Origin of the sequence: Polynucleobacter sp. Tro8-14-1 (assembly GCF_018881655.1) — a bacterium.
Taxonomy (GTDB): domain Bacteria; phylum Pseudomonadota; class Gammaproteobacteria; order Burkholderiales; family Burkholderiaceae; genus Polynucleobacter.
Genome location: NZ_JACVPX010000001.1, coordinates 404,984 through 418,038 on the forward strand (window position 1 = coordinate 404,984; position 13,055 = coordinate 418,038).

Genomic DNA, 13,055 nt, shown 5'->3' on the forward strand with positions numbered 1-13,055 from the left:
GAACATGTCAGAACAACGTCGATTTTTCTCCCACGAAACGCTTGAGCGTAATGTTGGTTGGCTGATTATTGCTACTATTGCGGCAATCTCGATTGCCGGTCTGGTACAGATCGTGCCATTATTTTTCCAACACTCAACTACTGAGCCAAGCCCAGGCGTTGAGCCATATTCCGCTTTGCGTTTAGCTGGTCGTGATATCTATCAGCGAGAAGGCTGTATGGGTTGTCATTCACAGCAAATTCGTACACTACGATCTGAAGTAGAGCGCTACGGCCCATACTCTTTGGCTGGTGAGTCAGTATTTGATCATCCATTCCTCTGGGGCAGCAAACGTACCGGCCCAGATTTGGCACGTGTAGGTGGGCGCTATTCAGATGCATGGCATCAAATTCACTTGAATAACCCACGCGACGTAGTTCCAGAGTCCAATATGCCTGCGTACCCATACTTGGGTAAGAATGCTGCTGATGCAGATAGCATTCAATCGCATATGGTTGCTATGCGTCGTTTAGGTGTTCCGTACACTGATGAGCAAATTGCTAATGCACCCAAAGAGCTTGAAGGTAAAACCGAATTAGATGCATTGGTTGCCTACTTGCAGGGTCTTGGCATTAACCGTAGATACATCACTGTTGATGAGGTGGTTGCTAAGTAATTCTTGGCAATTGAGAACTATGCAAAATATTGCTCCTTACCTCTCAGCAATCTCTACCGTGCTTGGCTTGGTAGTTTTTATTGGAATCGTTTGGTGGGCTTGGTCTGCAAAAAGACAGCCTGCTAATCAAGAATCCGCCGAACTTCCGTTCGATCTTCCCGATGAATTCAGTAAGGATAAATCATGAGTGACTTTCTTGGTGCCGGTTGGAGTGCCTATATCGCCTTAGTAACATTGGTTGGTATTTTTTGGTGCATCTGGCTATTATTTTCTCAACGTAAGACCAAGGTAACGCTAAAGCCTGACGGCCAAGTAGCTGATACTGGACATGTTTGGGACGGCGATCTGCGTGAGTTAAATAACCCATTGCCACGTTGGTGGATGTGGATGTTCTTGATCTCTTGTATCTTTGCTTTAGTGTATTTAGTTCTCTATCCAGGGCTTGGTTCATACCCAGGCCTCTTAGGCTACAGTACTGATGGCGCTTTGATGAAGTCAATGACTACTGCAAATGATGAGCTCAAGCCTGTCTATGCGAAGTACGTCAAGATGGATGTTGAGCAAGTGGCAGCCGATCCTAAAGCCCGCGAAATGGGTCAACGCCTCTTCCTGAATTCTTGTGCACAGTGTCATGGCTCTGATGCTGGAGGCGCTAAAGGCTTCCCGAATTTGACTGATGGCGACTGGCTATATGGCGGCTCACCAGAAAATATCAAAGCCTCCATTACTTATGGGCGCGGCGGTGTAATGCCTCCATTCCCGCAATTGGATAGCAATCAAATTATTGATGTCGCCAACTATGTTCGTAGTCTTTCGGGCTTGCCAGCAGATAACGCTAAAGCAGCTCGAGGTGCGCAGGTATTTAGCGCAAACTGCGTGGCCTGTCATGGTCCTGACGGTAAAGGTAATATCGCCTTAGGTGCTCCGAATTTGACAGATAAAGTATGGTTATATGGCTCATCAGAAGCAACGATCGTGGAGACTGTCACTAAAGGCCGTATGGCTATGATGCCTGCTCAAGACAAAGTATTGAGTCCTGAGAAGATTCAGCTGTTAACCGCTTATGTCTGGGGTTTATCTAACAATAAACAACCAGCTGCAGCCAAATAAGATTAGTCATTGGTGTCAGATATTTTGCCGGGTGGTAAACCTGTTCCGATAGAAGTCATTGAAGAATCTCTTTACGAGGTCCGGCGAAAGATTTACCCGCGTTCAGTATCTGGGCTCTTTGCCCGCTGGCGCTTCATATTGGTCTTTGCAACTCAACTGTTGTTTTATGGCTTGCCTTGGTTGAGTTGGAATGACCGTCAAGCAGTTCTCTTTGATTTAGTTCAACGTAAATTTTATATCTTCGGCCTAGTTCTTTGGCCGCAAGATGTGATTTATCTCACCCTCTTACTCATACTTTCTGCGCTCGCTTTATTTCTGTTTACTGCAGTGGCTGGACGCTTATTCTGCGGATACGCATGTCCCCAGACCGTCTACACCGAAATCTTTATGTGGATCGAGCGCAAGGTCGAGGGAGACCGTTTTGCGCGGATTCGTTTGGATGGTGAAGAGTGGCCTTGGGGTTTGCGTAAATGGCGCATCAAAATCACAAAGCATTTCCTTTGGCTTCTGATCGCCTTCTGGACCGGTTTTACCTTTATTGGCTACTTCACTCCGATTGAAACTCTGGGCGCATCATTGCTGCACCTTTCCCTAGGCCCATGGCAAACCTTCTGGTTAGGGTTTTATAGTTTTGCAACATGGGGTAACGCAGGGTTCATGCGTGAACAAGTATGTAAATATATGTGCCCATATGCACGCTTCCAAAGTGTGATGGTAGATAAAGATACATTCTTGGTGACATACGATAAAGTGCGTGGCGAACCAAGAGGCAGTCGTAGCAAATCCGCAGATCAAGCTTCTTTGGGCTTGGGTGATTGTGTTGACTGTAGTATTTGTGTGCAGGTATGTCCGACGGGAATTGATATCCGTGATGGCTTGCAATACATGTGTATTGGTTGCGGAGCCTGTATTGATGCCTGCAATCAGGTAATGGAAAAGGTCAACTATCCAAAAGGATTGATTCGCTATACAACCGAGCGCGCCATTGAGGATAAAGAGTCAAACCAAAGTGCCATTCGCCATATATTGCGCCCACGAGTATTAATCTATACCGCCTTTATTACAGTTCTCGCCTCCGCTTTTCTGATTTCATTGGTAACGCGCAATCCATTACGGGTTGATGTGATGCGTGATCGCGGTGCTTTAGCTCGTGAGGTAGAAGGCGTCCGTATCGAAAACATTTATCGCATTCAGATTATGAATGCCTCTGAGCATCCAATGAGGGTGCAGGTCAAGGCTACAGGTTTAGATGATTTAAAGATCCTGAATTCACAAGGCAAAGAAATTAAAGAAATTGAAGTTGCGCCAGCAAGCAATCAATTGCTGCCTATTAAAGTCAGCACTACGATTGGTGAGCATGAGTCTGGAAATTACCCAATTCATTTTGATGTGACTGCGCAAGAATTAACGGGAGATAAGGAAGTGATTAGAACCCGCGAAGAGAAATCTACTTTTATTATTCCCCGTTAAGCTAGAAGGCAATGGAGAGGATGGATATGACAGAACAACAAACTACTCAACCCTGGTTCAAGCAACTATGGCCATGGCTTTTAATTAGTGGACCAGCTGTCGCCGTGATTGGCTGCGCTATCACTATTTACTTGGCTATAAATTTGTATGCAGATAAACCATTGCGTGATGGCGTTGTGAAACAGGGCTTAAAAGTTGAGCAGCTTAAAGATGCGCAGGCAGCAAAATGAAGTACCGCCTACTAATCTGGATTTTGTGGCCCTCTTTTTTGGTGGCTGGCATGGCAGAGGGCCTGTTATTTACTGTGATCCACCCACAAGACCTTTTATTTTTTGGTTATCACCCAGATATTTCTGATGAGGGCATTTATACAATCGGGTTCTTTGTGATTTGGACCTTCTGTGCGATCTCTAGCGCGCTTACTGCTTATATCCTGCCTGGGATTGAGTCATCTGATAGCAAGGAAGTCGACCGCGGCTTAATTTAAGCCTGTTTGATTGGGATTTCTGGGCTTGTGCAGCCGTGGCAATTTGGGTTTGGGATGCCTGCTAGTTCATATAACCCGTCCATATCAATAAGTTTGATGTGGCGTTGTTTAATTTGAATGAGGCCTGACTCTGCAAAGCGTGAGAGCATGCGACTGACAGTTTCGATTTGAATCCCAAGATAGCTACCAATATCATTACGACTCATGCGCAAGTCGAATTCATTATTCAGGTAGCCGCGTGCAGCAAGACGTTGCGAGAGGCTTAATAAAAAGGCTGCCAATCTTTCTTCTGCACGCATCGTGCCAAGTGATAGTAGGTGGCGTTGATCATGAGTCAGCTCCCGACTCATGATTTTATGGAACTGATTTTGTAAGACGGGGATCTGCCGAGCCAAATCTTCAAAAGCATCGTAACGAATAATGCAGACTTCGCTCTCTTCAAGAGCAATCGCATCAGACTGATAATGACCTTCACCAATACCATCAAGACCTAGAATTTCACCGGGCAGATGAAATCCAATCACTTGTTGCCGACCGTCTTGCAGACAGAACTCTGTTTTAAGGGTGCCAAAACGAACGCTATATACAGAACTAAGTGGATCGCCGTGACGATAAAGGCTTTCACCTTTTTGAAGATGAACGCGCTCTTTAACTAAGGTATCAATCTGGGAAACTTCGCTACTATTTAATCCAACCGGAAGGCAAAACTGACCCAGTACGCAAACTGAGCATTTGCTGGTTGGGCTATCGGTAGGTTTGTAGTTCATATTAGGGCTGATCTATGGGTTCAGTTTATTCTATAAGTATGAAGATTATGGCTTTTACCTATTTTCTGTTGATTTCATGCTGACAACTAGCTTACTCGTTGCGGTCTTTCTGGGCGCTCTTGTGAGTGGCTGGCACTGTGCTCTGATGTGCGGTGGGATAGCGGCTGCCATAGAGCGGCCCAAAGCCCTGGAGACCCCTCTAAGACCAAAATCTGAGCTTTTTTACCTCCAATTAATCATGCATTTGGGGCGCGTCACAACTTATGTCTTATTGGGCGCTCTTGCTGCGTCAGTAGGGGTGGTTGTTTGGCAGCAAAACCTCATTCCAATCCAGCGCCCCTTATTTGCTTTAACCTCCCTGATCTTAATTCTGATGGGTATACGTCTACTCAGAATAAGCAAGTCAGAAGGTCTGCTTGGCGGCAAATGGTTAAGTGCAAAAATTGCGGCTTATTGGGCCAAATACTTGGGTGCTATGGCTAGCGGCCCTTCACGTTGGTTTAGCGGCATGCTATGGGGTTTGGTGCCCTGTGGATTGGTCTACAGCGTTTTACCACTCGCCTTTTTATCTGGTGATGTAGCAACTGGTGCCGCACTGATGTTGGCATTTGGTTTGGGTACATTGCCTAACCTATTACTGATCTCTAAATTTTCAGCGGCGCTGACTCAGTTTGGGCAATATCTATGGGTGAGGTATTTGGCTGCTGCACTTCTATTGATTGCAGGCGGCTTTGGTATGTATCGTGCCTGGGTATTGCCAGAAGCCTTATTAAAAGGTGGCTTCTGTATTTCTTAAGTCGCTATTAAGCTGTTGCTGCTTCTATTCCGGAGCTTAGATCTGGGTAGAAAGAATCTTGGGGTAGTGCCGATAGAAATTCACTGCGCTCTGCCATCTCTAATGGTTGATGCGCTAAGCCGCAAATGATCAATCGAATATTACGAATCTTGCACAGGTGCGCTAGTTCCATGATCGTATCCATCCCAGAAGTATCAATGTAGATTACGTTCTTTAAATCTAGCAAGAGTATTTGTGAGGGTAAATTCGCCTCAATCTTTTCGAGGAGTTTTACTGCGCCAAAAAAGATGGCACCATGAATCCGATAGGCATCCATTCGACCTTGTTGATCATTTAGTCCAGGGTAATCGCTGGCTAGAGCAGGCTCGCAACGCGATAGACTGGAGATGCGGTAAATGAAGGTGATAAAGGCGAGCAGTAAGCCTACTTCTACTGCAATCGTGAGATCTAGTACAACAGTGAGAATAAAGACGCTCAAGATGGTGATTCGATACGGCAAGCGGAATTGCTTCAGATCGATGAACTTCTGCCACTCTCCCATATTCCAGGCCACATACATCAAGATGGCGGCAAGGCTAGCTAAAGGAATGTTTTTGGCGAGCGGCGCCGCAAACAAAACGATGACTAGTAAAGTTGCTACATGGACGAGTCCAGAGATAGGTGTAGTACCGCCACTCTCTATATTAGTAACCGTGCGAGCAATCGTTCCGGTCGCTGGCATGCCACCAAAAAATGGAATCGTGAAGTTAGCAATGCCCTGAGCTACTAGCTCTTGATTTGACTCATGGCGATCATGAATGAGGCCATCGGCAATGCGCGCGCAGAGTAAGGATTCAATTGCGCCTAATAGGGCAAGTGTTAAGGCTGGTGCCACCATGTATTGAGCGCTATCCCAGCTTACCGGAATCCATTCAAAAGCGGGGAGCCCTGAAGGGATGCCGCCAAAGCGACTACCAATCGTATCTACTGGTAAATTAAAAATACTGGTAACGATCGTTGCAACCACCATTGCTACCACTGTGCCAGGAAGATGAGAGAGCCAGCCTAAGCGATTCTGAAATAGCTTCCATAAAATGAGTAAGGCAAGACTCCCACAAGCTAAACCAAGCGCAATGGGGTTAAAGGTGTCTGCTGCTAAGTAGAGCGCATGCACTGATTGAAAAAATTGAGCCGGCATTTTTTCAATCTGAAGTCCGAAGAAATCTTTGACTTGAGATAGCCCAATTAAAAAGGCGATGCCATTGGTAAAGCCAATAATGACTGCAATTGGAATGAAGCGTACTAGCGTTCCAAGACGAAATACTCCCATCAGAAATAAAAATACTCCTGACATGGCGGTTGCGAGTAATAAATTTGGAACGCCATAGCGCTCCACAATGCCGTAAACAATGACAATGAAGGCGCCGGCCGGGCCGCCGATTTGTACGCGGCTACCTCCAAGTAAGGAGATGAGCCCGCCAGCAATAATGGCAGTAAAAATACCCGCTTGGGGTTTGAGTCCGCTGGCAATTGCAAAAGCCATGGCTAATGGGAGCGCAACAACGCCAACCGTCATTCCAGCAAAAACATCCTTAGTGAAAAGGGCACGGCTATAACCAGAAAATGAGTCAAAAAGTCGGGGACGAAAAAACATAAGATGAATGTTTCAATGGCCTAAGAGATACGGTTGCCAACCCAGTAGGCAAAACTCGCACACAAGGCTGTAACAAAACTACCCCATGCGATATCAATGAAAGCTAACTGTGTTGGAAAGTTTCTAACCACCGCCAGATTAGTGAGGTCATAGGTCATGTAGCAGAACAGGCCAAACAAAGCGCCATATTGCAGTGCATATATCCAAGACTGTTTTGATAATGCCGGAACGATCACAAAAATACAGACGCCCAAGGCGTAAATCAGGTAGAACGCTAGTCCAGCTAGAAGCTTAGGTTCGCTGGCCATTAAGTCACCCATCTCATTGCGATAGAGGTTTTTCGCGATTCCCAAAAGCCACACTAAATCGATTGCAATGAGGGCAATTAAAAATGAGAGATAGATAGCAAAATTCTTGATCAATTAAGTTACCTTTATTCTTTTATAGGCTAATAATTAGTATTATGATGGAAAGAGCAAATGAGTAGTTCAATTTAAAGGGAGTCAATATGTTTAAGCATTTATTGGTGCCAGTAGATGGTTCAGATGTCAGCAAAAAATCCTTAAAGAAAGTCGCCGCACTTGCTAAGGCAGATGGCGCTGCAATTACGTTGGTATATGTTTCCGATCCTACCCCTCCGATGGTTTATTCAGATAGCACCATGGGTTATGGAATCTCAAAGAAACAGCACACAGAAGCTTGCGCAGCTTACGCACGTGATGTATTTAAGAAGTCGACAACGGCGCTGGGAGTTGGCGCTAAAGTGAAAAGTCTTCACATTGAAAATAGCAACCTATCTGAAGGTATTTTGGCTGGCGCAAAAAAAGCGAAAGCGGATGTGATTGTTATGGCGTCTCATAAGCGCACAGGTATCAAAGGGATCCTGTTGGGTAGCGAAACCCATGAAGTCATTGTGCATTCCACATTGCCAGTATTAGTTCTGGGTTAATTTACCTAGTATCAAGTTAAAAGGGTCCAAGTGGACCCTTTTTTATTTCAGTAGCATTCCTGAATTCATTTAGTTGTGCTTAATAGGGCTACCTAGCAGAAGCATCTCCCGGGTCAGTTGCCCACTTTCGTTATCGCGCATGGACCATAAATCAAGTTGGGTTTTGGAGCCATAGGGGTCTACGTAAATTCCATTTTTTCTTAATTCAAAATGAAGGTGTGGCCCCGTTGACCTACCGGTTGTTCCTACATAGCCAATTTCCAAGCCGCGCCGCACTTCGTTACCCAACTCAAGCTCTACGTTGTAACTGCTCAAATGCGCATAGTATGTGTGGTAATTACCCGGATGCTCTAAAACAATTAAGTTTCCAAATGCACCGCTAAAGCCTATGTGCACTACTTTGCCATTGGCAACACTAAAAATGGGGGTGCCGATTGGGGCGGCATAGTCAATCCCCATGTGGGCGCGATAGCGTTGCTTTGTTGCTGGCGCCTGGGCTGGAGCTGTTGGCGCAGGATTCTTGCTGCGCTTACTCGAAGAGGCTCTTACCATGCCAACTCCCCGAGAAATACGGCGATAGCTTAATGGGTTAGTCCAGAAGGAGCGCTCAAGTGATTCTCCGGTTCCGGTATAGAAGCCCCCAGGAATATCATTGCGCTCCATCCAAAAAGCATTCGCATAGACGTCTTTGGTGGCGGGGTCAATAATTTCTACAGCCCAAATTTGCGCCCATCTTTCTCGATCACCAAAGTCAACAATCAAGCGCACAACGCTGTTGGTATTTTCAAGAGAATTGTTTTCTTCAGGATAGATTTGCTTGATCAGGGAATTTAATTCCCAAACCAGCTCAACTGGCAATTGATCGCTTACTTTTCGAGTGTCATACAAGACATCTCTCAAAGGAATGCGAATCTCGGTTAAACGCTTGGACTCATCTTTGAGATAGTCTTGCTGAATTAAAAACCCACCAACAGCTGATGGTGTAAATGTCCATACTTCAGTTTTGCTATCTTGGATTGGGCCATTCATGATGCTCAATGAGTCGAAACGATTACGACTTCCAAAGGCAACCGCATAAGGGATGCAATCTCCACGCATGTGATCAAAAAATGTTTTGGTCTGATTTTTGAAGAATTCAGCGAACTGCCGATTATCAATGCCTACGCTAGCCGGCAGGCTATCTTCATTAAAATTACGTCTTAGACATCCTTGGGCTACTCGATAGTCAAGGTTTGCATCGCTATCGAGCATCAACTCATCTGGGGCTTTTCGCTGGAATAGCGATGGGTTTAGGCTCATGCTATTGGTTTTAGAGCCAGTACCCGCTGATTTATCTTTGAAGCCAACCTGCCTACTGGTTTGGACGGTAATCTTCTTGCGTGCTTGGGTCGTGCTTTGGGCTTGAGCTGCATACGCCAAGCCCGGGGTTGAGCTAAGAAAGGCGCAGCCAGACAAAATGATTACCCCCTGAGTGAACAGGGAGCCAAGAGATACTTTTTTATTCACCCCTCAATTATCTAATAATGTGGGAGCATCTTTGAATAAATATGCTGTGCCGCAGCAAATTAGACTGAATCTTGATCGGGCGCTAGCTTGAGAACTTCAAAGGCTGCTTTCAGCCTTTACTCATAATTTTGCTTTACAGCGGCCGCCTCATCGGCTGGCCAAGGTCTAAAACCGACGCCTTTAGCAATGCCAGTTTTGCCACTTTTAACCAAATTTGTCACACAACATGGGAGTTTGAGAATATTGGAGAGTGAATGTATCAATTTGCAGCAAATCTAACTTACAAGATACCTGTTCGGATAACAACAACTCGGCTCATTTTCGTCATGTACATTTGTAATGAAGTGGATTAATTATTCTTTATTCAGGCACCTGTCGGCAAATTAAATTCTCGATACAATCAATTTTTGATTAAGGAGTTTAGATGCCGATTATTGAATCCATCCAAGTTGCCTCAGTAGCAGTACCATTGGATAAAGTCACTTCATTTTCCACTCGCACTGTTTCTGAGCGTCACTACTGCCTGGTAAAAGTTCGCGGCAAGGATGGTAATGAGGGCATCGGTTTTTGTTATGTCGGCAGTGCCGGCGGAGATATTGCCAAACTTGCTGTTGAGCAATTGCTGGCCCCCAAACTCATTAGTCAAAATAGTCACCGCAGTGAAGGTCTCTGGATGGAGATGTATAACGAATCCATCCTCCAAGGTCGTGCAGGCGCAGTAATGCGTGGCATCTCGATTTTGGATACGGCTTTGTGGGATTTAAATGCACGCTCAGTTGGCTTACCTTTGCATCAATACTTGGGTTCAGTGGTTGATGATCGGGTGCCAGCTTATGCTAGTGGTGGTTACTATCTTGAAGGTAAAACGCCTGCCAAATTAGGCAAAGAAATGGAGTCTTACGTAAAGCAGGGCTTTAAGGCAGTCAAGATGAAGGTGGGGCGTTTATCGCCATCGGAAGAAGAGGCACGCGTGAAAGCGGCTCGTAAAGCAGTGGGCGATGATGTATTGCTCACACTTGATGCAAATAATGCCTGGCGCGATCTACCCACCGCTCTTGAGTATGTACGTCGCTTTGAACCATACAACCCGTATTGGATTGAAGAACCTTTTTCTCCAGATGCGATTGATTTACATGCTGCCTTGGCGCGCCAAACCAAAATCAACGTTGCTACCGGTGAGATGGAAGCGGGACGCTGGCGTTTTAGAGAATTGATTGATGCCGGTGGTGCTGCCATCCTGCAATCTGATGCGGCTGTCTGCGGTGGTATTACCGAGTGGAGAAGAATTTCTGCATATGCTGATTTGAAGGGCGTCATAGTTTGTCCGCACTGGATGCATGATTTGCATGCACCATTGGTGGCAGCCACGCCCAATGCACGCTTTGTCGAATTCTTCTTGGATGATCAGGTGCTGAACTTCCGTAGATTGATCAATAAGCAGCTGACATTTAAGAATGGGGACTTGATTTTGCATAAAACCCCTGGTTTAGGTTTCGAGTTCGATGAATCTGCTGTCAAGAAATATGCAGGTAAAGCCGCTTGGACCAAGATCTCTTAAGATAAGCAATTGCTAGAAACAATAAGGCCCGCTCAAGCGGGCCTTATTGTTTTGAGGATGAGATCCTCCCACCTATTGGGTGTACCTTAAGAAGATCTGGGATTGAGTTTGAAATGGGTAATTGTTTGAGTCACCAGCACCAAACCAAATCCAACAAAGCCAACTAAGTCCGCCTCTGTGGAAGGGTAGGCAAGAGCAACCCCAGAGAACACCATGATGACGCGCTCAAAGATCTTGGTTTTCTCAATGAACCAACCTTGTAAGCCACCGGCTAGGCAGATGATTCCAACAACGGCCGTGAAAGAGACCCAAGCAATTTGCATCCAGTCTGCTTGCTCAAGAGCGCTAGTTGATCCCATCAACAACAAGCTGACGCCTGACTTATCTAACACAAACATAAATGGAACTAGAATGGCTGGAGCAACATATTTCCAAGTTTGCAAAGTAGTCTTATAGGGATTACCTTTACAAATTGCGGCGGCTGCAAATGGCGAGAGTGCAGTCGGTGGCGACACTTCAGAAAGTACAGCGTAATAGAAGATAAACATGTGAGCTGCAAAATCAGGCACGCCTAAATTAATCAAAGCAGGCGCTGCAATTACCGCACAAATAATGTAAGAAGCAGTTACTGGAACAGCAAGGCCAACCACCCAAACTACAAGGGCGGTAAAGATGGTTGTTAGCAAGAGCGAGCCACCTGCGTACTGAATAACAATCGAGCTAAATTTTAGGCCAAGACCGGTTAAGGTAACGGTACCCACAATGAGGCCGGCACCAGCACAGGTGGCGGCGATAGCTAAGACACCAGTTGAACCAGTTGCAAGTGCCTTAGTCAGGTTGGAGTTGTATAGGCCAGAGAGAATCGGTTCTTTACCTTTAAACCATGCCCAAGGAATAATGGCAGTATCTTCACGCAACATGCTGGATAAGGCCGAAACTACTGTCGCCCAGAATACGGACATGACAGGGGAGAAGCCCATCAGCATAAACACCACAATCGAGATGAGGGAGAAGAAGTGAAACCAATATTTCTTAGTGAGCTGCCAAGCTGTTTCGGAAGACTCAAAGTGAATATTTTTCATGCCATATTTGCGTACATCAATTTCGACCATCACGAATAAGCCAAGATAGAAAAGGATGGTTGGGATGGTTGCCATCAGCAATACGTCTAAATATGAAATCTTCAGAAAATCTGCAATTAGGAATGCAGCTGCGCCCAGTACAGGAGGCGAGATAATGGCACCAAGACCACCTGCTGCCAAAAGGCCGCCGGCAGCATTTTTCTCGTAACCCACTTTGTCCAGCATGGGTGCTGCAACTGAGCCCACGGTAACTGTTGTTGCTACACCGGATCCTGATGGTCCGCCGAGCAAGAAGGAGGACATTACGATGGTTCTGCCAACCCCAGAAGATTTTCCACCCATTGCCGCGAATGAGAAATCAATAAAGAACTTTCCTGCGCCAGTAAATTGCAAGAAAGCGCCGAAGATGGTGAAAAGAATGATGAGGGTTGCAGAAACATCAACAGCAGTGCCATAGATGCCTTCTAGAGTCATATACATATAGCCTACCAAACGATCAAGATCGTAACCCTTGTGAGTCCAAGGTGCTGGTAAGTAGTTGCCAAATAATGCATAGAGCAGAAACAGGACTGTTACCGTCACCAAGATCATGCCATTGGTTCTGCGCACACTTTCTAAGATTAGGAGAATTAATGCAATGCCCACCATGACATCGGTAGAGTTAGGCGCAGTATTGCGGTCCATAAAATCATCGCCACCACTCAGAATGTAATAGGCAATTCCAACGGATACAAGCGCAAAAACGATATCCCAGGGCATTAAGCGATTTTTGAAGCGATCAGCTATTGGAAAGCTGAGGAATACTAAAAATAAAACTAGAGCAACGTGTATGACGCGCAACTCTTGCGTTGGCACAATCGAATACGCGGCATATAAGTGAAAGAGCGACATGCCTACCGCTACAAGGGTAATGAATTTGGCTAGCAGGCCTTTGTAATCATTTGAATCGCCTTCCTCTTGCTTAATAAAGGCGTCTAATTTTTCTTGGGTTTCGTTGTCAATAACGTTTTGATTCATGTCTCAACCTCTATATTTATTTTTA

General features: G+C 45.6%; 14 protein-coding genes. 9 read left to right on the forward strand and 5 right to left on the reverse strand.

Annotated elements, in window-relative coordinates; translation table 11 throughout:
- Positions 1–4: 4 nt before the first annotated feature.
- From ccoO to ICN34_RS02120, 6 genes are read left to right on the forward strand one after another with little or no spacing between them, the layout of a single operon-like run.
- Positions 5–655 carry a cytochrome-c oxidase, cbb3-type subunit II gene (gene ccoO / locus ICN34_RS02095; protein ID WP_072583710.1) on the forward strand — a complete coding sequence of 217 codons (651 nt, stop codon included), beginning with the start codon at positions 5–7 and terminating at the stop codon, positions 653–655.
- A gap of 19 nt (positions 656–674) precedes the next feature.
- A complete protein-coding gene (locus ICN34_RS02100; RefSeq protein WP_072583709.1) occupies positions 675–842 on the forward strand; it encodes a cbb3-type cytochrome C oxidase subunit 3 in 168 nt (55 codons plus the stop codon).
- Positions 839–1,765, forward strand: coding sequence for a cytochrome-c oxidase, cbb3-type subunit III (gene ccoP, locus ICN34_RS02105; RefSeq protein WP_216120560.1), 927 nt, complete (start codon positions 839–841; stop codon positions 1,763–1,765). Before ICN34_RS02100 ends, ccoP begins: the two co-directional genes overlap by 4 nt.
- A gap of 12 nt (positions 1,766–1,777) precedes the next feature.
- Positions 1,778–3,235: a cytochrome c oxidase accessory protein CcoG gene (gene ccoG, locus ICN34_RS02110; RefSeq protein ID WP_072583747.1), complete on the forward strand. Its 1,458-nt coding sequence runs from the start codon at positions 1,778–1,780 to the stop codon at positions 3,233–3,235.
- 26 nt (positions 3,236–3,261) lie between these two features.
- Positions 3,262–3,465, forward strand: coding sequence for a FixH family protein (locus tag ICN34_RS02115; protein ID WP_072583746.1), 204 nt, complete (start codon positions 3,262–3,264; stop codon positions 3,463–3,465).
- A complete protein-coding gene (locus ICN34_RS02120; protein WP_072583707.1) occupies positions 3,462–3,722 on the forward strand; it encodes a hypothetical protein in 261 nt (86 codons plus the stop codon). The genes ICN34_RS02115 and ICN34_RS02120 overlap by 4 nt, the downstream gene beginning before the upstream one ends.
- Here ICN34_RS02120 and fnr read toward each other — a convergent pair.
- Positions 3,719–4,489: a fumarate/nitrate reduction transcriptional regulator Fnr gene (gene fnr, locus ICN34_RS02125; protein WP_216120562.1), complete on the reverse strand. Its 771-nt coding sequence runs from the start codon at positions 4,487–4,489 to the stop codon at positions 3,719–3,721. The genes ICN34_RS02120 and fnr overlap by 4 nt on opposite strands.
- 76 nt (positions 4,490–4,565) lie before the next feature.
- Here fnr and ICN34_RS02130 point away from each other — a divergent pair, with 76 nt between their 5' ends.
- Positions 4,566–5,285, forward strand: coding sequence for a sulfite exporter TauE/SafE family protein (locus ICN34_RS02130; protein ID WP_083564285.1), 720 nt, complete (start codon positions 4,566–4,568; stop codon positions 5,283–5,285).
- A 7-nt stretch (positions 5,286–5,292) separates the two neighbouring features.
- Here the strand turns inward: ICN34_RS02130 and ICN34_RS02135 are convergent, their stop codons facing one another.
- Positions 5,293–6,918 carry a SulP family inorganic anion transporter gene (locus ICN34_RS02135; RefSeq protein ID WP_216120563.1) on the reverse strand — a complete coding sequence of 542 codons (1,626 nt, stop codon included), beginning with the start codon at positions 6,916–6,918 and terminating at the stop codon, positions 5,293–5,295.
- A 20-nt stretch (positions 6,919–6,938) separates the two neighbouring features.
- Positions 6,939–7,340 carry a DUF2177 family protein gene (locus tag ICN34_RS02140; RefSeq protein ID WP_072583704.1) on the reverse strand — a complete coding sequence of 134 codons (402 nt, stop codon included), beginning with the start codon at positions 7,338–7,340 and terminating at the stop codon, positions 6,939–6,941.
- Positions 7,341–7,426: 86 nt separating this feature from the next.
- On the opposite strand from ICN34_RS02140, the gene ICN34_RS02145 reads away from it, so the two are divergent.
- Positions 7,427–7,867, forward strand: coding sequence for a universal stress protein (locus ICN34_RS02145; RefSeq protein ID WP_072583703.1), 441 nt, complete (start codon positions 7,427–7,429; stop codon positions 7,865–7,867).
- Between the two features lie 69 nt (positions 7,868–7,936).
- Here ICN34_RS02145 and ICN34_RS02150 read toward each other — a convergent pair whose 3' ends face one another.
- Positions 7,937–9,373 (reverse strand): M23 family metallopeptidase, encoded by a 1,437-nt coding sequence (locus ICN34_RS02150; protein ID WP_370623947.1) that lies wholly within the window; start codon positions 9,371–9,373, stop codon positions 7,937–7,939.
- A gap of 424 nt (positions 9,374–9,797) precedes the next feature.
- Here ICN34_RS02150 and ICN34_RS02155 point away from each other — a divergent pair, with 424 nt between their 5' ends.
- A complete protein-coding gene (locus ICN34_RS02155) occupies positions 9,798–10,931 on the forward strand; it encodes a mandelate racemase/muconate lactonizing enzyme family protein (RefSeq protein ID WP_072583702.1) in 1,134 nt (377 codons plus the stop codon).
- Positions 10,932–11,017: 86 nt separating this feature from the next.
- Here the strand turns inward: ICN34_RS02155 and ICN34_RS02160 are convergent, their stop codons facing one another.
- Positions 11,018–13,030: a TRAP transporter fused permease subunit gene (locus ICN34_RS02160; RefSeq protein WP_216120565.1), complete on the reverse strand. Its 2,013-nt coding sequence runs from the start codon at positions 13,028–13,030 to the stop codon at positions 11,018–11,020.
- Positions 13,031–13,055: the final 25 nt, after the last annotated feature.